Annotated in this window: 22 protein-coding genes, 1 rRNA gene and 1 pseudogene (1 of these 24 cut by a window edge); 8 read left to right on the top strand and 16 right to left on the bottom strand. The window is 52.2% G+C overall.

Features of this window, described 5'->3' with window-relative positions:
• A 16S ribosomal RNA gene (locus NST84_RS03820) occupies positions 1–1,330 on the bottom strand (it extends 218 nt beyond the left edge of the window).
• Positions 1,331–1,947: 617 nt separating this feature from the next.
• Here NST84_RS03820 and NST84_RS03815 point away from each other — a divergent pair.
• The 3 genes and pseudogenes from NST84_RS03815 (at position 1,948) to NST84_RS03805 (ending at position 4,284) form a co-directional block, all read left to right on the top strand.
• Positions 1,948–3,263: pseudogene (locus tag NST84_RS03815) on the top strand (WYL domain-containing protein).
• The gene (locus NST84_RS03810; protein ID WP_342564330.1) at positions 3,250–4,065 is read left to right on the top strand and encodes a WYL domain-containing protein; all 816 of its coding nucleotides are present in this window, start codon (positions 3,250–3,252) and stop codon (positions 4,063–4,065) included. The pseudogene NST84_RS03815 and the gene NST84_RS03810 overlap by 14 nt, the downstream one beginning before the upstream one ends.
• 93 nt (positions 4,066–4,158) lie before the next feature.
• Positions 4,159–4,284 carry a DUF4023 family protein gene (locus tag NST84_RS03805; protein ID WP_081947453.1) on the top strand — a complete coding sequence of 42 codons (126 nt, stop codon included), beginning with the start codon at positions 4,159–4,161 and terminating at the stop codon, positions 4,282–4,284.
• Between the two features lie 106 nt (positions 4,285–4,390).
• Here the strand turns inward: NST84_RS03805 and NST84_RS03800 are convergent, their stop codons facing one another.
• From NST84_RS03800 to NST84_RS03790, 3 genes are all read right to left on the bottom strand, one after another.
• The gene (locus tag NST84_RS03800) at positions 4,391–5,104 is read right to left on the bottom strand and encodes a hypothetical protein (protein WP_342564329.1); all 714 of its coding nucleotides are present in this window, start codon (positions 5,102–5,104) and stop codon (positions 4,391–4,393) included.
• Positions 5,105–5,292: 188 nt separating this feature from the next.
• Complete coding sequence (locus NST84_RS03795) at positions 5,293–5,814, bottom strand: GNAT family N-acetyltransferase (RefSeq protein ID WP_342564328.1); 522 nt, start codon at positions 5,812–5,814, stop codon at positions 5,293–5,295.
• A 36-nt stretch (positions 5,815–5,850) separates the two neighbouring features.
• The gene (locus NST84_RS03790) at positions 5,851–6,663 is read right to left on the bottom strand and encodes a methyl-accepting chemotaxis protein (RefSeq protein ID WP_342564327.1); all 813 of its coding nucleotides are present in this window, start codon (positions 6,661–6,663) and stop codon (positions 5,851–5,853) included.
• A gap of 262 nt (positions 6,664–6,925) precedes the next feature.
• Here NST84_RS03790 and NST84_RS03785 point away from each other — a divergent pair, with 262 nt between their 5' ends.
• Positions 6,926–8,467 carry an AMP-binding protein gene (locus tag NST84_RS03785; RefSeq protein ID WP_342566340.1) on the top strand — a complete coding sequence of 514 codons (1,542 nt, stop codon included), beginning with the start codon at positions 6,926–6,928 and terminating at the stop codon, positions 8,465–8,467.
• 58 nt (positions 8,468–8,525) lie between these two features.
• On the opposite strand, the gene NST84_RS03780 is transcribed toward NST84_RS03785, so the two are convergent.
• The 3 genes from NST84_RS03780 to NST84_RS03770 form a co-directional block, all read right to left on the bottom strand.
• Entirely contained in the window at positions 8,526–9,134 is a 609-nt protein-coding gene (locus tag NST84_RS03780) for a hypothetical protein (protein ID WP_342564326.1), read from the bottom strand.
• 6 nt (positions 9,135–9,140) lie between these two features.
• Positions 9,141–9,578, bottom strand: coding sequence for a HEAT repeat domain-containing protein (locus tag NST84_RS03775; RefSeq protein WP_342564325.1), 438 nt, complete (start codon positions 9,576–9,578; stop codon positions 9,141–9,143).
• An 85-nt stretch (positions 9,579–9,663) separates the two neighbouring features.
• Complete coding sequence (locus tag NST84_RS03770) at positions 9,664–10,569, bottom strand: phosphotransferase (RefSeq protein ID WP_342564324.1); 906 nt, start codon at positions 10,567–10,569, stop codon at positions 9,664–9,666.
• Positions 10,570–10,818: 249 nt separating this feature from the next.
• Between NST84_RS03770 and NST84_RS03765 the strand changes: the two genes are divergently transcribed.
• A complete protein-coding gene (locus NST84_RS03765; protein WP_342564323.1) occupies positions 10,819–12,006 on the top strand; it encodes a nucleotidyltransferase family protein in 1,188 nt (395 codons plus the stop codon).
• 379 nt (positions 12,007–12,385) lie between these two features.
• On the opposite strand, the gene NST84_RS03760 is transcribed toward NST84_RS03765, so the two are convergent.
• From NST84_RS03760 to NST84_RS03735, 6 genes are all read right to left on the bottom strand, one after another.
• Positions 12,386–14,188, bottom strand: a complete 1,803-nt coding sequence (locus NST84_RS03760) for an ABC transporter ATP-binding protein (protein WP_342564322.1) — start codon at positions 14,186–14,188, stop codon at positions 12,386–12,388.
• Positions 14,189–14,201: 13 nt separating this feature from the next.
• Complete coding sequence (locus NST84_RS03755; protein WP_342564321.1) at positions 14,202–14,660, bottom strand: lasso peptide biosynthesis B2 protein; 459 nt, start codon at positions 14,658–14,660, stop codon at positions 14,202–14,204.
• Positions 14,657–14,956 (bottom strand): lasso peptide biosynthesis PqqD family chaperone, encoded by a 300-nt coding sequence (locus tag NST84_RS03750; protein ID WP_342564320.1) that lies wholly within the window; start codon positions 14,954–14,956, stop codon positions 14,657–14,659. Before NST84_RS03750 ends, NST84_RS03755 begins: the two co-directional genes overlap by 4 nt.
• 2 nt (positions 14,957–14,958) lie before the next feature.
• Positions 14,959–15,894: an aldolase gene (locus NST84_RS03745; protein WP_342564319.1), complete on the bottom strand. Its 936-nt coding sequence runs from the start codon at positions 15,892–15,894 to the stop codon at positions 14,959–14,961.
• Positions 15,895–15,985: 91 nt separating this feature from the next.
• Complete coding sequence (locus NST84_RS03740) at positions 15,986–16,111, bottom strand: paeninodin family lasso peptide (RefSeq protein WP_039869839.1); 126 nt, start codon at positions 16,109–16,111, stop codon at positions 15,986–15,988.
• A 28-nt stretch (positions 16,112–16,139) separates the two neighbouring features.
• Positions 16,140–18,077 (bottom strand): asparagine synthase-related protein, encoded by a 1,938-nt coding sequence (locus NST84_RS03735; RefSeq protein ID WP_342564318.1) that lies wholly within the window; start codon positions 18,075–18,077, stop codon positions 16,140–16,142.
• Positions 18,078–18,277: 200 nt separating this feature from the next.
• Between NST84_RS03735 and NST84_RS03730 the strand changes: the two genes are divergently transcribed.
• Genes NST84_RS03730 through NST84_RS03720 form a run of 3 tightly spaced genes read left to right on the top strand, consistent with a single transcriptional unit; the run spans position 18,278 to position 19,406 of the window.
• A complete protein-coding gene (locus NST84_RS03730) occupies positions 18,278–18,862 on the top strand; it encodes a GNAT family N-acetyltransferase (RefSeq protein WP_342564317.1) in 585 nt (194 codons plus the stop codon).
• 38 nt (positions 18,863–18,900) lie between these two features.
• Positions 18,901–19,146, top strand: a complete 246-nt coding sequence (locus NST84_RS03725) for a hypothetical protein (protein WP_342564316.1) — start codon at positions 18,901–18,903, stop codon at positions 19,144–19,146.
• Complete coding sequence (locus tag NST84_RS03720) at positions 19,146–19,406, top strand: hypothetical protein (protein ID WP_342564315.1); 261 nt, start codon at positions 19,146–19,148, stop codon at positions 19,404–19,406. The genes NST84_RS03725 and NST84_RS03720 overlap by 1 nt, the downstream gene beginning before the upstream one ends.
• A 1-nt stretch (position 19,407) precedes the next feature.
• Here the strand turns inward: NST84_RS03720 and NST84_RS03715 are convergent, their stop codons facing one another.
• The 3 genes from NST84_RS03715 to NST84_RS03705 all read right to left on the bottom strand — a co-directional run bounded on the left by NST84_RS03715 (position 19,408) and on the right by NST84_RS03705 (position 21,468).
• Entirely contained in the window at positions 19,408–20,061 is a 654-nt protein-coding gene (locus NST84_RS03715; protein WP_342564314.1) for a SprT family zinc-dependent metalloprotease, read from the bottom strand.
• Positions 20,062–20,228: 167 nt separating this feature from the next.
• Positions 20,229–20,552 carry a hypothetical protein gene (locus tag NST84_RS03710; protein WP_342564313.1) on the bottom strand — a complete coding sequence of 108 codons (324 nt, stop codon included), beginning with the start codon at positions 20,550–20,552 and terminating at the stop codon, positions 20,229–20,231.
• Between the two features lies 1 nt (position 20,553).
• Positions 20,554–21,468: a hypothetical protein gene (locus tag NST84_RS03705; protein WP_342564312.1), complete on the bottom strand. Its 915-nt coding sequence runs from the start codon at positions 21,466–21,468 to the stop codon at positions 20,554–20,556.
• Positions 21,469–21,485: the final 17 nt, after the last annotated feature.

Raw genomic sequence — 21,485 nt, 5'->3', positions numbered from 1 at the left:
AGGCGAGTTGCAGCCTGCAATCCGAACTGAGACCAGCTTTGCTGGGATTGGCTCCACCTCGCGGCTTCGCTTCCCGTTGTACTGGCCATTGTAGTACGTGTGTAGCCCAGGTCATAAGGGGCATGATGATTTGACGTCATCCCCACCTTCCTCCGGTTTGTCACCGGCAGTCACTCTAGAGTGCCCAGCTTAACCTGCTGGCAACTAAAGTCAAGGGTTGCGCTCGTTGCGGGACTTAACCCAACATCTCACGACACGAGCTGACGACAACCATGCACCACCTGTCTCCGATGCTCCGAAGAGGGGCACTATCTCTAATGCTTACATCGGGATGTCAAGACCTGGTAAGGTTCTTCGCGTTGCTTCGAATTAAACCACATACTCCACTGCTTGTGCGGGTCCCCGTCAATTCCTTTGAGTTTCAGTCTTGCGACCGTACTCCCCAGGCGGAGTGCTTACTGTGTTAACTTCGGCACCAAGGGTATCGAAACCCCTAACACCTAGCACTCATCGTTTACGGCGTGGACTACCAGGGTATCTAATCCTGTTTGCTCCCCACGCTTTCGCGCCTCAGCGTCAGTTACAGCCCAGAAAGTCGCCTTCGCCACTGGTGTTCCTCCACATCTCTACGCATTTCACCGCTACACGTGGAATTCCACTTTCCTCTTCTGTACTCAAGCCACCCAGTTTCCAGTGCGACCTCAGGTTGAGCCCAAGGTTTAAACACCAGACTTAAATAGCCGCCTGCGCGCGCTTTACGCCCAATAATTCCGGACAACGCTTGCCCCCTACGTATTACCGCGGCTGCTGGCACGTAGTTAGCCGGGGCTTTCTTCTCAGGTACCGTCACTCCGGTAGCAGTTACTCTACCGGACGTTCTTCCCTGGCAACAGAGCTTTACGATCCGAAAACCTTCATCACTCACGCGGCGTTGCTCCGTCAGGCTTTCGCCCATTGCGGAAGATTCCCTACTGCTGCCTCCCGTAGGAGTCTGGGCCGTGTCTCAGTCCCAGTGTGGCCGTTCACCCTCTCAGGTCGGCTACGCATCGTCGCCTTGGTGAGCCGTTACCCCACCAACTAGCTAATGCGCCGCAGGCCCATCCCTTACCAGCAGATTGCTCCGCCTTTCATTCTCTTCTCATGCGAAAAGAGAAATTATCCGGTATTAGCTACCGTTTCCGGTAGTTATCCCAGACTAAGGGGCAGGTTGCCTACGTGTTACTCACCCGTCCGCCGCTAAGCTTACCCCGAAGGATAAGCTCCGCTCGACTTGCATGTATTAGGCACGCCGCCAGCGTTCGTCCTGAGCCAGGATCAAACTCTCCAATAAGGTTTTTCCGAGCGGCCACTTCACCCGAATGACTCCGAGGAAATAACCATCCGAAAACTATCGAAAAGAGCGATTGCTCATTTTGAAACATCTGACGAGAATTTACATTCTCACGATGAATTTCAAAAGCGCACAAGACGCTGTGAAAATCATCAATTTTTGGATCTCACCGAAGTGATTTCCGATACTCACTCGTTGTTCAGTTTTCAAAGATCAAGCTCGTTGTTGACTTCCATGTTCTCGTCATCAGCAACTCTTATACTATATCACATCCAACCGTTCGATGCAAGCTCTTTTTTAATTTCTTTTTTCGAGCTTGGCGTCGATGCTTTTCAGCATTTCTTGGCCGGAATTAGAATATACCATGTTGAGAAAAACTATGCAAGCTTTTTTTATTTAATTTGACCTTCTGATTTCTTTACTGCAGCCTGCAACTTGATCACAGCTCTAACGTCAATATATGCAGCATTTGTTAGACATCCTTTTATATTCTGTAATAACGGGGTGATCTCCATCAAAACAATGCATGATCGACAGCTGCGCTACGCTACTTTAACCGGGGTAATCCAGGAATGGCAAAGTTACAATAAGAATACATTAATAAACCGGAGGATCACATGGCCAAAGAGAGCTTTGATAAGGAAATCCAATTTCTGCGCATGCTTGTATTGACCAGCGGGGCTTACAGCCGCCAGCAGTTTGCTGAGCGACTCGGCATTTCAGTCCACACCTTTGATAAAACCGTTAAGAAACTGAAGGAAGTCGTTCAAACGATGCAGGAGGATCTGCCGGTAGATCAGAATAAAGACTTCACCGATACTTTCAGGTTCAACTATTATGATTCCGCCGAACCGGTCCTGCTGTTTCTGTTCCGGGCCAAATCACTTAAGGAATCCGAGTCTCTGCGGCTTTCCCTCATTCTTGCCGGGTTGAACGGGCAGCCAATGACACTGAAAGAGCTGCTGGAGCTATGCTGCAGCGGAGAAGATCTTGAAGGTTTTTTCCCGATGAGAAAACGCTGCGCGGAGACCTGAAGTATCTTGAGGAGGTCGGAGTCATCACGAAGCAGCCCGGGCCGCGTCCCTACCGGTACCGGCTGTATGATGACCTGATCCGGCAGCTGTCCGATGACGAGCTGTGCGAGCTGTTTGATTTTGTTGATGTGATGGCCAATACACAGGTTCCTTCTGTCCAGGGCTACCTGCTGCGCGACAGCCTCAAAAAGCAGCTGAACCGGCGGGATCTGACGGATATGGCGGCCGATCCTTTTTTATATAAATATCATTACTATTCGCGGATTCTGGATGAAGCCCACCTCTATCCGCTGGTATCGGCTATGCGGGAACACCGCAAGGTGCAGTTTCTCTACTTCTCCCCCAAAGAAGGCAAGAGCTATGCTGCCAAGCCGACCAACCCGCTGTTCGGACGGGAATCGGAGGGCAAGCTGGAGCAGGCGCTGCCGCTCAAGATCATCTATGATCATCAGTACGGACGATGGTATCTGCTCGCAAGTGATAAACGCAAAAGCATCCGCAAATACCGGCTGGAGGGTATCACCCAAATAACAGAATCGGAACAGGTTGCTAAAGAGCTTGTACAGGCTGAAAAAAAGCTGCTGGAGCAGCGGCTGTCCCAGAGCTGGATGATTGATACAGGTTCTCCCGTAACGGTCCGCGCCAAATTTATTCATCCGCTGCCGGGTACCGGGAACAATTTTGTAAAGGAACGGGTGCTGCTTCAGGGACAATGGGGAACTATCACCGGGGAGGACGAGCATTCTTTTATATATGAGATAACGGTCAACGGGATAACGGAAATCAAGCCCTGGCTGCGCAGCTTCGGATCCAGCTGTGAGATTCTTGAGCCCCTGCAGCTGCGCAAGGAACTGATTCAGGAATGGAAGGAGCTGCTGGATTATTATGAATCCTTTTGAAAAGATTTTTAATTACAGGGTACTGTCCAGACTTGAGGATTCCGGAGCCTTTCTGTCCACTTCCCATGAACGCTCCTGGCTGAAGCTGATGCTGGCACACCCTTCATCCGCATCCGCCTTCTCTGCTTCCACTCTTGATAAGCTCCGTGATCTGCTGCAGCAGGACGAGACGGTCAATATGCATGAGCATCTGTCCCACAAGGCTTCAAGCAAAGAGCGTCAGGTCTTTCATCCGCTCCTGAGGACGCTGCGGCAATGCATCCAGCAGAAGCAAGGGGTCTGGCTGACATTCATTTTGAAAAATGGCCTGATCAGCCCCAAACAGTCCGGTCTGCCTTACCGCCTGGAATATTCCATGGTCAAACGGGAGTGGTATCTGCTCTGGTACAGCTGGAAGCGGCGTAACTTCCTGAGCGTCAGGCTGTCCAAAATAGCTTCCATCTCCCCGGTTCCGGTTCAGGCGGATGCTTATGCTGCTGCGCTGGAGGAAATCCATGGCTTTCTGGAAAGCAGGAAGCAGCGGGCCGTTATACAGGTACAGCCGGAATATAACCGGGAGCTGTCGCGGATCCTGTACGCTTTTTCCTGCTTTGAGAAAGAGGTACATTATGACGGGCAGACCGGTACCTACTCCATTACCCTAACCTATCCCGGCAACGAGGGCGAATATGTATTGTCCAAGCTCCGTTTTCTGGGCAAAAGAGTGCGAGTGACCGAAAACAACCTGCTCAAGAAGCGGATGCGTGACTCGGCCTTAAAGGCGCTCGCCCTCTACGGGGCGCTTGAGCCGCCGGAGGAATAAGCGCCCCGCCATATATTAAGCCTCCTTTGAACGGGCATAGTAACGGGAGTTCTGCACAGACTATACTTACATCCCGATAGGAGGCCGATAAGAATGAACACCCATGAATTTGTAGCAAAATTTCAGGAGAACCAGCGCAAGGCGGAGAAGAACAAACGCCGGGGGCAGGGATCCCCGCAGGCCAGACTGGCCAACAAGACCCACAGCACCAATAAGTAAGGCCGGATTCACTCTTTTACTTAAAAAAGCAGCAGCCGCTTCTGTGTGCACAGAGCAGGCTGCTGCTTTCTATTTTCACCTCACAGGCCTTGGAGCCTTAATTTATTTACTTAAGTTTCGCAACATTAGCGGCTACCTTCTCCAGCTTCGCTTTGCTGAGCGACTGATCCGGCGAGCTGATTGTTACAAAACGGTCATCCAGCTTGAACGTCAGCATTGGAATATCGGAAGGTGTGTACCATTTGGCACTTGTTCCATCAGGCAGCTTCACTGTAGTTCCGTCGTAGTCATAAGAGTAATCACGCGGCGAAATGTTAACACGCATATGCTTGAACAGGAAGCTCACGCCATCCTCACCGCCGCCGACACTGACAAAGCTGTCCCCGCTGATCATCTGGGCCGGAGCATACGCTGTTTCAAAGCCCTGGTAGTTTGCAAAAGCTTTTGTAATCTGCTCTTTCTGTGCCGCGCTGTAATTAACTGCCGCCAGAGTGATGGTCGAGCCGCTGTCCGGTGTTGTCGTTCCTGATGAATTACCCAGCACTACCTGGTTGGCAGAAGCGTCAAAGGTTACCGGAACCTTCAAGGCATCGGCCAGCGCACGTACCGGAAGATAAGTTGTGTTGTTGTAAGTAATGGGCGCAAGCGTCTTGCCGTTTCCGTCAACAGGCGTATAAGCCGATCCGTTTACTTTAAAACCGATGCTGTGATTGAGATAGGCACTGATCTTCTGCAGATTCGTTCCTGCATAGACACCTGCTGAGCCTGTAACGGCCATCCCGAACACCATAGTTGCTATGATCATTTTTTTGCTTTTCATTGAATATCGTCTCCTTTATAGGTAAGTTAGTAGTTTGTGTTGTTCTTGGCTATGAATTCATTTAACCATGAACTTGTTTCGAACTTGTATCCGGATTGTAAAGAAGGATTTCAAGACGCGTTCTCGGCAAAATAGAACAGCCCGCGCAATCACATGGATTACGCGGGCTGCTGCGCTGGAACGGATCGTTATTCGCTGCCAGGGGCAGCCTCTTGATAGACCTGTGTATACAGTATATTCCGGTACAGCCGGAACTCCTCTGCGCTTACAGGACGTGGATACGTCATAATGTGCAGCGGCAGCTCCTGCTGTCCGGAGCGCAGCGGGGGCTGCACATAATCATAAGGATTAAGATGAAACCCAAGCCGTTCGTAAAAGCCGATTCTACGCTGTTCCAGTTCACCTTGCGGCGGCTCTACCTCAAGCAGCACCGGTTTGGGGGAACGCGCAAGATAGCTATTCATCAGCCTGCGGCCGGTTCCCCCGCTGCGGACGTCCGGACTTACGGCAATATGTTCAACAAATCGAAGTTCCAGAAACTCCCAGGCTGCCAAAAAAGCAATAAGCCGGCCGCCCTCATCCTGTTCGGTGTAAATCCGGTAATGAGGGTTGTCCAGCAAAGCCTTTTGGCCGCTATAGGTTCTTATCTCGCTTACAGGAAACGAGGCTTCCATAATGGTGAAAATCTCATCAAAGTGTGAAGGCTTCATATGTATTCCTCTCTTTCCGGCAAGTTGCCAGGGTAACTACAGATTTGATAAGTCAGTTGCTGTACGGGCAACATGCTCATACGCCCGGCTCAGCTCCTGCATCGACTGGCCCTGGTGCTGGGAAAAGCCTTTAATCTCCTGTATCGACCGGTCCATCTGCAGGATGGCCTGCTTCATGCCGGCCAGCTGGGAATGGATATTCTGCACGAGCGAATGGCTGTCACCAGCCAGCTTGCGGATCTCAGTCGCCACTACGCCGAAGCCCCTGCCCTGCTCTCCCGCCCGTGCCGCTTCAATTGCCGCGTTCAGTCCGAGCATATGCGACTGGTCGGCTATTCTTTTGACAGTAGACAGAATTTCAAAGCTGTTCTCAATATCACGCACCATGTCACGCGAATGGCCCGCCAGCTCATCCAGCCGCTCCGTAACCCCCTGCGCCGAACGGTTCACTTCTTCCGAGGTGGCGGTCATCTCCTGAACCAGGGAGGACAGCTCCTGCGCCCCATCCTGAAGCGATGCTGCACGGTGGGTTGAAACCATCGCGGCAATAACGCCGATTACGGTTCCGTTCTCGATAACGGGCACCGCCGAAGAAAGATAAGAGACACCGAAAGCTTCCGCTCCCCGCTCCTCCCGCTGAACAGCTGCTGTCTCCATGGCTCTGTAGGAAACGGTTCCTTTGAATTTTTCTATCGGAGCCCCGACCGGAACCTTCAAGTCAATCTGCTGACCCGGAAGATACGCCAGCACCTTGTCTGTATCAGCCAGCACCACAGCCGCATCTTCCGGATACGTCTGCTGGATTACACTAAGCATGTCCTGCAATTGTTCTAGTTTATTCGCCTGCATGGGTCTCAACCGCCTGTTCCTTGAAATAAGACTCTGCCCTGATTATAACATTCGCTACTATGATAAATATTCCACAGCCCCCTCAAAGAAAGCAGTTAACAAAAGAGTCACAAAACCTCTTGAAAGTTATTGCCACTGTTTAGCATCTGGTCCTAAAGGAACATGGTATACTATAATAGCTGCACCATCACGTTTATTAGGAGAGGTTCATTTGGACAATCAGCGCTTCATCGCACCTGAAATCTACAATCTGACTTCGGAAATGGAACAGCATCCGCCGGATAAGATTGCACTTAAATGGCTACATGAAAATGGAAGCTGCGAGCAAATCACCTACGGGGAACTGCGTAAGCAGGCCAACCGGCTTGCCGGCGGACTTGCCGGACTGGGACTTCATAAAGGCGACCGTGTGCTGGTCATGGTACCGCGCCGCATTATCGCTTACGTTATTTATCTGGCCTGCCTCAAGCTTGGCCTTGCCGTTATCCCTTCTTCTGAAATGCTGCGGGCCAAGGATTTGTCCTACCGCCTGCGCCACTCGGAGGCCAGAGCCGTTATTGTCTGGTCAGAGGTGACCGGCGAAGTTAACAAGATCACTGATGATCTGCCAGCGCTCGACTATCGCCTGTCGGTATCAGGAAATAAGGACGAGCTTGAAGAAGGCTGGAGGGATCTGGAGAGCCTGATGGAAGGACAACCTGATTTCCTGGAGACACCCGTCACCAGCCGCGACGATATTGCTATCCTGGCCTATACCTCCGGTACCACCGGCAACCCCAAGGCAGTCGTGCATTCCCACGGCTGGGGTTATGCCCATCTGCGGATTACTTCTCCGCAGTGGCTGGAAATCCGTGAATCAGACACCGTCTGGGCTACTGCAGCGCCGGGCTGGCAGAAATGGATCTGGAGCCCGTTCCTGACAGTGCTCGGCAATGGGGCTACCGGCTTTGTCTACAACGGTTCCTTCCATCCAGACCGTTATCTGCAGCTGCTGCAGGATGAGGGCATTCAGGTCTTATGCTGCACCCCTACGGAATACCGCCTGATGGCGAAGACTGAAGGACTGTCACGGTATGATCTGTCCAAGCTGCGCTGTGCCGTATCTGCAGGCGAGCCGCTGAACCAGGAGGTCATCAACACCTTCCAGCAGCATTTCGATATTACGATCCGCGACGGCTACGGTCAGACAGAGAGCACGCTGATTATCGCTGCCCTCAAGGATGATCCGATCCGGATCGGTTCTATGGGCAAGTCGATTGCTCCCGGAATTGCCGAAGTCATTGACGAGGACGGAAATCCGGTTCCTCCAAATGTTGTGGGCGATATTGCGGTGCATCTCAGCATGCCTGCCCTGTTCAAGACTTACTACAAGGATCCGGACCGCAAAGCCAATGCCACGCATGGCGAGTATTTCGTAACCGGGGACCGGGCGCGCAAGGATGAAGACGGTTATTTCTGGTTCGAGGGCCGCGGTGACGATATTATCATCAGCTCCGGCTACACCATCGGCCCGTTCGAGGTTGAGGATGCGCTGATGAAGCATGCACTGGTTAAGGAATGCGCCGTTGTCGCCAGTCCCGATGAGATCCGCGGCTCTGTCGTCAAGGCCTTCATTGTCCTGAAAGACGGCAATGCAGGTTCACCTGAGCTGGTTAAGGAGCTGCAGAGTCACGTCAAGGAAATGACGGCGCCTTACAAATATCCGCGTAAAATCGAATTCATCAGCGACTTGCCGAAAACAACCTCCGGCAAGATCCGCCGCGTAGAGCTGCGTGAGCAGGAAAAACGTGAGGCCCAGCAATAACCCGTAGACATCAAAAAGCCCCGTGTTCCGCTTACAGCGGAGCATGGGGCTTTGTTTTTTATTCTGACCAATACTGCGCTCCCGGATTCAGCTCTGTACCGATCTCGCCTTCTTTGATCAGATCACAGTCGAGGAACCCGTCTTCATCCAGGAAATAGGCTTCCTGCTTATAGAATTCACACAGCGTCTCCAGGAACTTCTCCGGGGAGTTGTACATCACAACCAGATCACCAAAGTCGTTCAGCAGGTCACAAATCACTTCCGAACCATCTTCCCGCTGCCACAGACAGATAAAGTCACTGCCGTAGTTCGTCAGAATAGGAAAAACGCTGCCGCCCGCGCTGTGTCCCTTCTCTTTCAGAATGCCGGCCAGCACCTGCATCTCCTGCGCATACTCGGTAATATGGATCAGACGGTAGCCGGGAATAAATTCGATCAGGCTCGGCTCTTCTTCTCCACTGCTTGTCCCGGCGACCTGGCCGTAAATGGCCTTCAGCAGCCCGGGAGCATCCGGAGCAGTGTCCGTAATTGCCTTGCTTCCTTCCGCGTTCTTCCCCAGACTGGCAATATAATCAGGCCGGAATCCGGCAGAGAGCTCCAGGTACTCCTGAAACTGCGCAGATAGCAGGGATTCATAGGAATCGTTATGCATATTGATTATTGTCACCCTTTACTATTTCGCTGACTGCCACTGCTGCTCCAGCCACTTGTCGAATTCTTCGCCCTTCTCGCCTTCATATGCATCGTAGATGTCGATCCGCATCTTCTGCAGCTTCTCCTTGAAGTCTTCGTAGGTGTGCTCACGCGGAAGACTCTTCTTGATGCGCAGCATAATCTTGCCGATCCCTTTGAACAGCTCAGGCTTGCTCTTGGACGGTGCGGTTACTTCTTCACCGAAAGCACTCAGCTTCCGGTACGCAGCTTCTTGAACGGTATATACAGGATCGCTGGTCATCAGGCGATTCAGAATATCAATAACTTGCTTGTGATTCCAGTTGCCCAGCTCCTCAACAGCCGCAAGGCGCGCTCTCCAGTCCGCAGTCCGGCCTGCCGCCTTCTTCAGCTCCGAATAGTTCTCCGGCAGCTCTTGGTTCAGTTCTTCATTAGTCAAAAGATACAATCCCTTTCTTGGTTAAATCTGTTGGTAGTGCAATTCTACCGTTTGCGCTGCTTAATTTCAATCTCTGGCACCGAAATTACTCTGCATACCAGCGCGGAATCAGTCTGTGGAAATCATCGTAATCCTGAAAAGCCTGCCTGGCGATAGCGATCATCCCCTGAACCTCTGCTTCCCCGAAGGGAATCGCCCATTTGATTGAAAAAAGCGAGCTGTATGCCACATACAGTACCTGTCTCTGCCAGAAAGACTCCGGCGGCGGACCTGCAAAGTAGCCTTCCAGCTTGCCTTTGGCAAAGGGAATGCTCAGCTTCCGGTCAAAAAACTGGACCTTATAGAATTCCTCGGCGTAATCGGCAATATCCCAGCGGTTGAAGTCAATGACGCCAATCCCGCCTGCCGGGGTGTACAGCAGATTGCCGGCATGGAAATCCCCGTGATGATATACCTTCTCCACGTTATGAATAAGTCCGATATTCTCCTGTACATAACCGATAGCAACAGAATCGTTCTCCAGTCTGTAAGGACAATCCTCGTATTCCTTAATCCTTCTCAGGATCTTGGCCTGCATGGCTGCTTCCCAGCCGGACAGATCCTTATCGCTGCGGATGCCGTGGATTTCGCGGAGAAATCCGCCCGCCTCTGCTCCCAGCCTGTATTGTTCCTGGTCAGGTAGTCCGGTCAGACAATCCTCCAGCGGAATCCCCTCAACCCAGGTCAGCAGCATATATACCTGCCCATCGGCGCAGGTACCCATACGGAGAGCCTGCGACATAGGAAAGTTCAGACGGTTAAACTTCCGGATGACTGCAAATTCTGCTGTTTTCCGTTCCAGGGTACTGGCCTCCGACAGCCGGAGCAGCAGCTTCGTCCCTGCATTATCTTCTATATAATATTTCTTGTCGCCAGACCAGCCCTTTAACACCGGCTCAATCCTCCGCCAAGTGTCTGCACCGGGAATGCCGAGCATGCCGATATCTGTCATTGTCAGTTCCTCCGTATATGCTTGATTGTCATATTATATCGGAATACCCTGTTACATTCGACCTATAAATGCGTTATAAGAGTTTAGGCGTATTTTAATCCGGGTAATTCTATTATTTATTAATTACATATATTTATTTCCATTTTTAAATTGACATTATTCTGTCGCCGGTGGTACGCTCTCTGTGCGTTCTCTAAACCGAACAAAACCGCTCCAAACCTACCAAAATCCCCAGTAAGGAGAGTCCCTATGACTGACCGGTATACCCTTGACAAGGGGAGCTTATCCAAGGAAATATCGCTTCTTCTTCACTTGCTTAACGCAGGCTCTGTTGATGAGCTGGCAGAACAAAATCCGCAGCAATTCACAGATATCGACTGGAAGCTGTTCATCCGGCTCACTCTGCATCATCGTGTATTCCCATACCTGTATCCCAAGCTCAGCCGCATGAAAACCACCCTAATCCCTGTCCATGTCAGCGAACGGCTGCAGCAGGAGTACCGCAGTAACACTGTCCGGATGCTTCAGCTTAGCGGGGAGATGGCCCGGATTGGGGCTGAGCTAAACAAGCTGGGAATCTCTTCGATTTTTCTCAAAGGGCCTGTGCTTGCTGAGGATTTATACGGCGATTTCTCCCTGCGCACCTCGCGCGACCTTGATTTCATGGTGCCCATTGACCGGCTGGCAGAGACAGAGGCATTCCTGCTGCAGCAGGGGTATGAGAAGATCGAGGTGTATGAGAGTATTCTGGGGGACTGGAAATGGCGGGAGCATCACTTAACCTTCAATCATCCGCATAGCAAAATAAAGCTGGAGGTCCACTGGCGGTTGGGCCCCGGCCCTTCCGCCGAGCCGGATTTTGCGGAGCTGTGGAAGAATGCGCGGACAAGTACGCTGCTCGGATCAGATGTACGTTATCTGGGCCGCGAGGACTTGTTCCTCTTCCTGGTCTCGCATGGTGCGCGCCATGCCTGGTCCCGGCTGAGATGGCTGCTCGATATCAACAAGCTGCTGCTCCAGCAGCCTGACACCCAGCGACTGCTCCAGCTGCTGAAGCAGTATAACTGTGAAGCGATTGCCGGCCAGACGCTCATTCTGGCTGCTGGCCTGCTCGATACTCCGCTCGATTCCAGGCTGGCAGCCTTGACCGACAAGCCTAAGGCGCAGCGACTGGCGCAAGATGCTATCTTTTATGTAGCACGGATGGTCAATTTGAATGACCCTCCGCTGGAGCCGGAAGTTGAGCAGCACTTTAAGGCATACCAGCCGGCGATTCTGACTACCCGGAACCGTATGCTGCGGGCAGCAGGCTTCCTGTATCCCTATGCAGTAGATGCCCGGACGCTGCCGCTGCCGAAGCCGCTGCATGTGCTGTATTTTCCGCTGCGTCCGTTCCTCTGGAGCTGGCGTAAGGTGACTGGCCGGGCGGAAGCGTGAGCTGTATATTTAGTTGGAAAATAGGCATTTATTTCTTAGCTGATCGCCTCCTCCGGGTAACTAGTTGGAAAAACGATACTTAATATCGCCGAAATGGCTCCCTGAGCGATAAACAGCTCAAAATAAATGCCGTTTTTCCAACTAATAGTCGTAAAAGCCGAAAAATACTTGAATTAAGTAGCAAAAATCCAACTAGGCAAGGGCTGAGCAAGGATTTTCCCCACTGCTTGGAGCACAACTCACCAGGCAGGCTGCGGAAAGCTACCGTTAGCGTTACTGTTACTGTTAGATAAGATATACAATAACCTCAACAAAGCCCCAGCATCTACAGTGAGTAGAGACTGGGGCTTTGTTGATATACGTTCCTTCCCGTTAACAGCTACATAGCTTCCTGGCTGCTGAGCAGCCGGCTGAACATGCCGCCTGTTTCCGAGGCGAGCCTGCCGTATACACCCTGCTGAATGACCCGGCCCTGGTCAATCACCAGGATCTGATCAGCCCCGCGAATGGTGGACAGGCGGTGGGCAATGACAATCAGCGTGACCGAGTGTTTCAGCCGGTCCAGTGCCTCCTGGATCTTCTGCTCATTCTCGGTATCGAGCGCACTCGTCGCTTCGTCCAGCACCAGGATCGACGGCTTGCGGATGATCGCCCGGGCCAGTACCAGCCGCTGCCGTTCGCCGCCGGACAAGCGGATGCCGCGGTCGCCGATCAGCGTATCCAGCCCTTCAGGCAGCCTGCGCACGAACTCGGCTGAGGAGGCGAACTCCAGCGCTTCCCACAGCTCTTCTTCACTGGCGTCCGGCTTGATCATCGTCAGATTATCGCGGATCGTAGCGTTATAGAGAAACGGGTCCTGGGCTACATAGCCGATAGAGCGGCGGTAGGATAGCAGCCTGTCTCCCGTAATCGGTGCACCATCAGCCAGAATAACCCCTGACTCAGGCTGCATCAGACCCATAAGCAGGTCAACGAGTGTGCTTTTGCCTGCACCGGAGCGTCCGACTATGGCCGTCATGCGGTTAGCCGGAATCGTAACATTCACAGCCTGCATCGAATATTCAGGCTTCTGCGGATCATAGCGGAAATGGACATCACGCGCTTCCAGGCCTTCCTTGAGCACCATAGGTGCAGGCGTCTTCCCGTTTCCTGCCGCCGGGCCTTCTTCCGCAGCCTGCAGGCATGCCTCTTCCATTTCCTTAAGCTGCTTAAAGGAAGGAAGAACAGAAGCAAGCTGTTCCATCAAGGATTGCAAAGAGGAGAAGGTCGGCCACAGTCTGGCGAACACCAATATAACCAGCAGCAGATTCGGACCCTCCACATGAAGGAACCGGAAGGAAACGAAGATAAAGAGGGCAATCAGCAGAGTCGAGGACATTTTGTAGAGCAGCTGGGAATTCGAACGCAGACGGGTATACTCCAGCTGTTCATTTTTTACCTCACCAGTAAATCCGTGCAGCCATTCCAGCCGCGACTGCTCCAGATTATTGCTCTTAATGTCCTTAATTCCGTTCAGCTGGTCGGTGATACCGGCAAGGTATGTTTTGCCGAGCTGGGTGCTGCGGCTGCCCAATTTTTTGGCTTTACGGATAAATCTGCGCGAGAACAAAGACAGCAGGACCGCACAGACAATCACAGCGAGCGTCATCTGCGGCGACAGCCAGAAGGCAAAGGTGATCTGCACCAGCGTGAACAGCAGCGAGGTAAGAAACTGCAGGAAGCAGCTGATACCTGCAAGCACCCGGGCGATTTCTGTAGTCATGAGATTAACGAGGTCGGAGGTTCTTTTTTTCAGAAAAAAAGACCACTCTGCCCGCAGCAGGGCACTGTATACTTCATATCGCAGCTGCCGGCCGTAGGTCTGCTGAATCTCCACATTGCGGACCGCCACAAAACGTGCGATCAGATTCTGGCAGAGGACAATGCCGATATAGGAGCCCAGCACCAGCATAAGCGCCGTTGTCTGCGGCAGCTCTGATATAAAGCCGAGCATAGGAAGATTAAAAGCGGCTCCCGCTCCTGCCCCGCCAAGCTGCAGTCCGGCCATCCCGAGCATCGGCACCAGCAGCAGAATAGCCGAGCTCTCCAGCAGGCCGCTGATGACCATGCCGAGCAAATTCAAATACAGCTTGACTCCGGACAGCTGCTGAAGCTGCCGGACATAATAGATAATAGCTTGCATGATCCCACCTCGATTACCCGGCTTGTATCACCTTGGCAAATTTCTCGACCACAACAAATCCCCGCATCGCGTCATCACCGGACACATAATACGGTCCGCTGCGCAGCCAGGCATGGGCAATCATCTGCCCCTGCTTATCTCTGGCGACTCCCATGTACAAAGTGCTCTCAATTCCGCGCTTTTCGAGCATGTTCAGAGCGGCAACTGCCCGCACCATGCAGGTGCTTTTCCAGGGGGTAAGCTTGCTCCCGCCCCGGATCGCCCGGGTAATCTGCTGAATGCTCTGCACATCGGCAGCCTTTACTTCCGCCGCAGTTTCCTGAGATTTCAGGCCAAGCTGCGGTGCCGTTCTGGCAAAAGGAAACAGAAGCAGGATTCTCGCCAGAAACAGGCGCCACAGCGCTTCGGGAAGAAGGGCCAGGACAGCCCGGTCCTGGATGATCAGCCGCTGCAGCCTCCGGATGCCCTTCATGATGCAGAATCAATGGCGACCAGATCCTCGGTCAGCAGGCTATGTACAAATTCGAGTACATCCCGCTCTGCTGTCTCCGCCGGAACATCGAAAGTCTGCTGAATAACCTCCACGATCCGGCTTACCGGCGCCGGCTGTGCTATCGCCGACCAGATTTCTCCGCCAACCTCGCCCAGATTGTAATACTTGCCGTTCTTGATATTCAGCATCACCTTCTCGCCGTCCATGTCGCTGGCGATATTCCCCGGCTGCTGAACAAGCACCGTTTCAAGGGACAACACATTTGCAGTACTCATTCTTAACCCTCCTCTGTCTTTGGTTTAATCGTGTCGTAAATCAGCGCACTCTGCTGCGGAGCGCTAAACCCCTGCTGCGGCCGGGTGATCCGGTAGACCGGCAGTCTGTTCATAAAGGAAGCCAGCATGCCGAAATGCCATTCCCGGATACCGGTCCGGTCAATCATCGCCTTCTGATAGGTGTGATTGTATAAGGTGTGGAACCTTTCCATTCCGTTTATTGGCTCTACGGTTACAGGCCCGTTCTCAGCAGATACCGCCAGCTCGAAAATACCGGCAAGCGGCAGCGGTTCCTTTTGAAAACGGTCATGCACCGGAACAGCAAATTTGGTCTCCCGCTCAAACAGCGGGCGGTAGCCGGACGAATTCATTCCCATATAGTCCAGACTCTGCTGCCACAGCTTCTGCTGGGGATAGCCTGGAACTGCAAACGGCTGGCCGTCCTGCACGATAACGGGAATAACGTCGTCACTGAGCATCAGATGACCCTGCTCCATCAAGTAGGAGGCAAGCGTAGATTTGCCCGCTCCGGATTGGCCGACAAGCGCATAAGCCCGGTTATTAAGGACAAGTGCACTGCCGTGCAGCGGCAAGATCTGTTTTTGCATGAGCAGAACTCCCATGCAGCTCCCCAGGATGTACAGCCGGACACTGTCCATATCGGCTCCCGCTGCAGGATCGACCGTAATCCGGATCCCGTCCTGAACGGAAAAGACTGCCTTACCCTTCACCTCGAACATGACCTCTCTTCCCAGAACACCAACGCTCGGAGTAATCTTGGGAATGGCCTCCCAGCGCGCTGCAAGCTCTCCCCGGATGACTGCCACGCTGCCGTTTAATCCCGGCTCCTCTGCCAAAGGAAGCTCCGGTAAAGGAAATTCGCTGAATATCTGCAGGCCGAAAGCTTGATACGCCAGACCTTGGACTGTGCTTGCCATACCCGTTCCTCCCTTGCCTAAAATGATGGAAATAGCCCTTATCCCCCTCCAGCAAGCTCAGGGGGATGAGGGCTCCTCGTACCAAATGCTCTTAGGAGTGATGTACGATCTCATCCGGATCACTTTGGAAGGAGTCGGCGATTGCCAGTCCCGGTCCAGCCATAGTCATCTTAACGTCGAGTACTTCCAAAGCAGGCTTGCTGTATTCCTTTTTCATGTTTGTCACCTCCTTTCAAGGGATTTCCTCATGACAGGCGCTTCAGGAACCTGTAAAAGACAAGTCCGCGTGCCAGCAGGCGGAAATCTGTATTAAAAATCAGATGAGGTTCGGGCTCACTACCCAGCCGGTCCAAGCATCCGGCGAGCCCCGGGCTGTTCAGATATACCGCAGCCTGCGGGTCACGGGTCATCTCCCGCAGCTCACCCAGAAACGCTCCCCATTCCGGCAGCATCCGCTGAATGCCGTCTGCCCCCTGTACCCCGCGCCGCTTGCGGTTCAGCCGGACATTGTCCGGCAGGCGCCCGGCCATTGCGCGGCGGATCAGCGAGCGGTCTACGCCTTTCTGGACATACTGTTCTTCGGGAACAGAGAGGCAGAACCTGATCACACGCAGGTCATTTGTCGGGTCACGGTCCCACACCCGGTATTTCAGCGACAGCTTCGTAGCAACCGTACCGTTCACATTCCAGATGTGCGGCTGCTCGAAATGTCTTTTGCGGAAATCATAAATGCTCTGTGCGGACGGGTCCCCGGCTATATTAAACCGCTCCAGCCGCTCATACACCTCTGTACGTTTCGCAAATCCGGGGTTAATCAGCTCAGGCAGCTCCTCCTGGCTCTGTCTGCGGGACAACAGACCGCGTATCTCAGGAAAAGCCTTCCTGCCTACAATCTTCATAACCAGCCTGCGGTTCGCCTGCATGGACTGGTTATAGCCTTTATGCTCCCGGTAGAAGGAGAGCAGGCGGAATTCACGGAGCAGCTTGGCCTGATAATCCAGCGCCGGCCCCCAGGAAACACTCCAGTTCCCCCTCTGTCCACTGAGCAGGATACCGATATCCTGCTGCTGGGCCTGCTCATAAATACCTTTCAGCCAATACGAATTCTCGATAAATTTATAGGGCATTTCCATAATGCCCAGCCAGTCATCAATATCGTTATAGGAGTTGCGTTCCGGAAAATTAAGCAGGGTTGGCTGAATATTCCCCACATAATCGATCGTTTCCTGAATATAAGGGCGTTCATCTGCAACCCGGTTGCCGAGCTTGAAGCCGGTGAAGCCGTCTACCGGATACGAACTGAACGTATGGAGCGGCTGGCCGCGCCGGCGCAGCTCCTCTGCCGCAAAGCTGACAACTGATCCGGAATCTAATCCTCCACTGAGGTTAGCCCCCGCCGCGCGGTATGTACGGAGCCGATCCTTCACTGCCCTTCCAAACACTTCCCGGAATGCCTCCTCATATTCCCAGTTGGAGCCGAGCCGCAGCTTCGGGGGAGCCTGGATTGTTAAGTAGCGGGAGAAGACAATATTCCCGCCGGTTATGGAGACGGAGTGAGCGGGAGGAAGCTGTCCGACCGAGTCATATACGGTTAAGAAACAGTCCGCAGCATCCACTCTGTCCTGAATGGCCAGAAACTCAGCTACCCATTGTTCATTCAGCCTCTGTCCTGCACCCGGCAGCGACAGCAGCGGATGAATGACCGTACAGAAAGCGAAATGAGTACCCGACTGATGAAAATACAACGTACGGTTACCTGAGAAATCTCTTGCGCCAAACAGCTTATGCTGCCGTTCATCCCAGATCATGAAGGCAAAATCGCCAATCAGATGTGCAGGCGTTTCTTCGCCCCATTTCTCATAGGCAAGCAGGATTAGCAGGCTATCCGGAATAGCTTCCCGGTCCTCATGAGGGACACGCAGCAAACCAAACAGTTCACTTCTATTGTCGATGATCGCATCAGCCGTAATAGCAAGCCTCCGCTCAGGATCATAGTATGGCAACTGTTCATTTACCGATTGCGGAGTGATCCACTGTGAATGGCATCCGAGAAAGATATCCCGGTTCTGCCAGCCTCTCGCATCATCTGCCGGGTAACGGTTAAGCTCCTTCATCAGGCTCACGCCCCATTCCGGGTTCAGACTATGCTGCTGCAGATGATAGATACCAGCGATCGCACTCATAGGAAAGCCTCCACTTACTGACTTCTTTGCGGGTTCTTAATAAAGAACATTTCTTACTATATAAGATACCTTTCCCGGCCTGGATTGTGAATTACACAAAGGAGGAAAAATCATTATCCTTTAGCGTATCCTTCTTAGTATACTTAGGTGGTAGATGGATGGGATATTTTCCCTATAAATGTATATCTGGAGGCAGCACAATGGAAAATAAAGCAAATGAACCGGTTCTGTTATCCATTCCGGACCGGTTCGAAAGCAAGCGGCTCATCATCCGTTCGGCGTTATGGGGAGACGGGGCAGCAGTGAATGAAGCTGTGCTAGAGAGTTTCGGGGAATTGCGCCTATGGATGCCCTGGGCCAGTCAACTGCCTACAATTGAGCAGTCGGAAGCCAGCATCCGCAGATCCCGGCTGGAGTTCCTGGAGCGCACCGACCTTAGACTGCTCCTGTTCCATAAGGACACTGACGTTCTTATAGGGAGCAGCGGACTGCACAGGATTGACTGGCAGACCCGGAAATTCGAAATCGGTTATTGGGTCCGCACGTCATACGGCAGACAGGGATATATAACGGAGGCAGTGCGAGCGATAACAGACTATGCGGTAAAAGAGCTGCAGGCGAACCGGATTGAGATCCGCTGTGACTCACGCAACGTGCAAAGCGCACGGGTGGCTGAACGCTGCGGCTTCACACTCGAAGGCATACTCCGCAATGACAAATGCGATGTGGACGGTCTGCTGCGGGATACGATGATTTTTTCCAGGGTACGGGGTGTGGAATATTAGCTATATTAATAGAAGGAATTTTTTAGGAGGCATCGGCTATGCGCAATCTGCAATTCGTTAAAGACTACAGACAAAAGGAACAGCTGCGGACCAGCTTCTTCGCGCTTGCGTCAGATACCTTCGGCCTGGAGCTGGACCGCTGGTATCAGGAGGGTTTTTGGGACGGACGTTATATCCCCTTTTCCTATGCGGCGGGAGGTCAGATTGTGGCCAACGTATCGGTTAATCTGCTGGACCTGTCATTGACGGGAGCACGGTACAAGCCGTTCAGCTCGGCACGGTGATGACCCATCCCGGTTACCACCGGCAGGAGGGTGATCAGCTGCATCTTTTTGATATTATCGGCCGCCGGGCGCCTGACATTCATTCTATATTGTCCAAGCTTACGGATAGCAGCACTATACAAATTGTTTTTCACTATACGCCTGATTACAGCGGCCTTGACATTAGCAACGCTCCTTATGACAGCGGCTTATTCGTAAAAGCAGGCAGCGGGTTTTCTTTTGCCGGAAACATGAAGCATCCTGCTACTTCTATTGCTTAAATTACAGCGTCATAAACCCGCCGAAACGGGCAAGGAATGCTTCCTTCTCCTTATAGTCCGGCATAATGCTGCCGAGCCGCCGCCAGAACGAGCGGTCATGATTCATATGCAGCAGATGGCACAGCTCATGAATGATTACATAATCAATCACCTCGGGCGGGGCCATGGCCAGCCGGTAGTTGAAGGTCAGCTTCTTGTCCGCGCTGCAGCTCCCCCATTTGGTGCGGGACTCCACGATCTCGAACGACTTCGGCTTTACCTTCAGCTGGTTCTGGTACTCCGGCATCCGTCCGGCAATCACTTTTTTCAGACTGTTAAAATAGAACTTCTTAAGCTCCAGCTTCAGCGTCTCCGCATCCTGCTCCCCAACTGCAATCAGCTTATGCAGCGGATACTCCTTGCCTAAATAGAGGAAGCTTCCCTCCTCCTGGTACTTCTTCGGCTGCGGAACCTGTCTGGCTGCCTCCAGGCTGCGAAGTTGCTCTGTGATCAGGGCACTATGGCCTTGGACTGCGCTGAGGATCACCTCATCAGCCGTGCCTTTTGGCGCCTTTACATTAAGCCGGCCGGCCCCATCTATCTGAAGGGATATTTTTTTTCGTTTGCTGTACTGAATGTTCAGCTTCAGGGTCTGGTCTCCGATTTGAATCTGCATGGTCAACCTCTTTTATCGTAAAAATCAGCGCAAAGGCTGTCAGGGTTAACTATAGCATGGATCCCCGGGAGATGGTCTACTGATGCTGCATCCTTCATTCCAAGCGTGTAACAGGAGACAAAAAAGACCACACAATTATACTATCAGCTGTGCGGTCTATCTTCGTATTAGCGGACCAGTTCCAGGAAATTGAGCTGTTCCAGCTTTGTCTGGATCTGATTTATTTGCTTCTGCAAAATGACGACAAAATGGAGCGCGCGTTTCAGGTTTCCGCAGCCCATATTGCGTTCGATACTAATGATCAGCTCGTCAATAATCGTAAGTCCCGCTTCAATCTGCCGGGCCTGATCTGAAGGATGCAGGGCAAGCAGACTCATTTTATACTGGGTTTCAGCATTAAAATAGAAAGCTTCAATCTCCGTCTGCAGCAGCTTCAATATCAGTGTTTTGAGACACATCTGCAGGGATGGATGCTCCTGTTCCCGGTCCATACTATACCCTCTCCATCAGCTTGCTGATTAAATTAATGTCCTGCTGGTTCAAACTAAGAATTTCACTCTGCAGTTTTTTAAGTATCTCTACACTTTCCTTCTGATACTCGCCTTGTTCCTCAAGCTTCTGCATCGTCTTATCCTGGATTGCCCGCATCTCTTCAATAGCTTCACTAACATCTCTTTTCTGCGATTTCAGTATATCCTTCACACCTCTGCCTGTATCCTCTGCCGCATCCTCGACAGCCAGCTTCATCTCAGTCATATGCTGCTTCAAGTGCTTCATCCAGTCCTTCTGGCTGTTATTCAAATGCTCTGCTATACCTCTGTAGGTTGTCTCCAGCCTGGTCTGGTATTCTGACTGACTATCCGCTGAATTCACAGTCACCAATTTCAGCTCGGCTAATGTCTGCCCGATCATCTGGTTGGCGGCTTGGATGGCTTCAAACTCTTCTTTGAGCCGGCCTTCAAACAATTGAATGATCCGGGAGGTGAATTCACCCAGTTGCTCGGTTACGAGTCTGACCTGCTCATGCTGACCAGAAGCAATGGATATCATTACTTGGCTTGTACGCTCCAGTTGCTGTAATGACTCCTGTTGAAAGGAGCTCATATTTTCGCTTCCTTTTAGCAGCTTCTGCTGAATAACCTCTGAGTAATGGACAAAACTTCCATGCTGTTCAGCAAGCTGCCGGCAGCCCGCCGCAATATCCTTTTGCGCCTGGATTGTTGCATCATGTATCTCTGAATGCCGGCCTTCTGCAGCTCCAGCTATAACATAGCTGATACCGGCAATGATTAATGATACGATTACAGTGAGGACATAACCTAGAACGCCATATCCGGCGTATAAAGGAAGTAACAGTGCCGCAGCCAGAACAAAAATCCCGCAGCCTGCCAGTGTTTTAAGCTTCATGTTCTAATCCATCCCCC

It is taken from the genome of Paenibacillus sp. FSL R7-0345, assembly GCF_038595055.1.
Taxonomy (GTDB): domain Bacteria; phylum Bacillota; class Bacilli; order Paenibacillales; family Paenibacillaceae; genus Paenibacillus_AQ.
The sequence above is the reverse complement of the archived record's forward strand: the minus strand, read 5'-3'. Positions and strand labels throughout refer to the sequence as shown.

Coding starts and splice junctions, on each gene's coding strand:
- NST84_RS03765 (WP_342564323.1), top strand. CDS start 10,819: ATGACTGACCGGTATACCCTTGACAAGGGGAGCTTATCCAAGGAAATA.
- NST84_RS03740 (WP_039869839.1), bottom strand. CDS start 16,111: ATGAAAAAGGAATACAGCAAGCCTGCTTTGGAAGTACTCGACGTTAAG.
- NST84_RS03710 (WP_342564313.1), bottom strand. CDS start 20,552: ATGGACCGGGAACAGGAGCATCCATCCCTGCAGATGTGTCTCAAAACA.
- NST84_RS03795 (WP_342564328.1), bottom strand. CDS start 5,814: ATGAAGCCTTCACACTTTGATGAGATTTTCACCATTATGGAAGCCTCG.
- NST84_RS03810 (WP_342564330.1), top strand. CDS start 3,250: ATGAATCCTTTTGAAAAGATTTTTAATTACAGGGTACTGTCCAGACTT.
- NST84_RS03785 (WP_342566340.1), top strand. CDS start 6,926: ATGGAACAGCATCCGCCGGATAAGATTGCACTTAAATGGCTACATGAA.
- NST84_RS03720 (WP_342564315.1), top strand. CDS start 19,146: ATGACCCATCCCGGTTACCACCGGCAGGAGGGTGATCAGCTGCATCTT.
- NST84_RS03770 (WP_342564324.1), bottom strand. CDS start 10,569: ATGACAGATATCGGCATGCTCGGCATTCCCGGTGCAGACACTTGGCGG.
- NST84_RS03715 (WP_342564314.1), bottom strand. CDS start 20,061: ATGCAGATTCAAATCGGAGACCAGACCCTGAAGCTGAACATTCAGTAC.
- NST84_RS03730 (WP_342564317.1), top strand. CDS start 18,278: ATGGAAAATAAAGCAAATGAACCGGTTCTGTTATCCATTCCGGACCGG.
- NST84_RS03790 (WP_342564327.1), bottom strand. CDS start 6,663: ATGCAGGCGAATAAACTAGAACAATTGCAGGACATGCTTAGTGTAATC.
- NST84_RS03750 (WP_342564320.1), bottom strand. CDS start 14,956: ATGAGTACTGCAAATGTGTTGTCCCTTGAAACGGTGCTTGTTCAGCAG.
- NST84_RS03800 (WP_342564329.1), bottom strand. CDS start 5,104: ATGAAAAGCAAAAAAATGATCATAGCAACTATGGTGTTCGGGATGGCC.
- NST84_RS03760 (WP_342564322.1), bottom strand. CDS start 14,188: ATGCAAGCTATTATCTATTATGTCCGGCAGCTTCAGCAGCTGTCCGGA.
- NST84_RS03755 (WP_342564321.1), bottom strand. CDS start 14,660: ATGAAGGGCATCCGGAGGCTGCAGCGGCTGATCATCCAGGACCGGGCT.
- NST84_RS03705 (WP_342564312.1), bottom strand. CDS start 21,468: ATGAAGCTTAAAACACTGGCAGGCTGCGGGATTTTTGTTCTGGCTGCG.
- NST84_RS03725 (WP_342564316.1), top strand. CDS start 18,901: ATGCGCAATCTGCAATTCGTTAAAGACTACAGACAAAAGGAACAGCTG.
- NST84_RS03735 (WP_342564318.1), bottom strand. CDS start 18,077: ATGAGTGCGATCGCTGGTATCTATCATCTGCAGCAGCATAGTCTGAAC.
- NST84_RS03805 (WP_081947453.1), top strand. CDS start 4,159: ATGAACACCCATGAATTTGTAGCAAAATTTCAGGAGAACCAGCGCAAG.
- NST84_RS03745 (WP_342564319.1), bottom strand. CDS start 15,894: ATGGCAAGCACAGTCCAAGGTCTGGCGTATCAAGCTTTCGGCCTGCAG.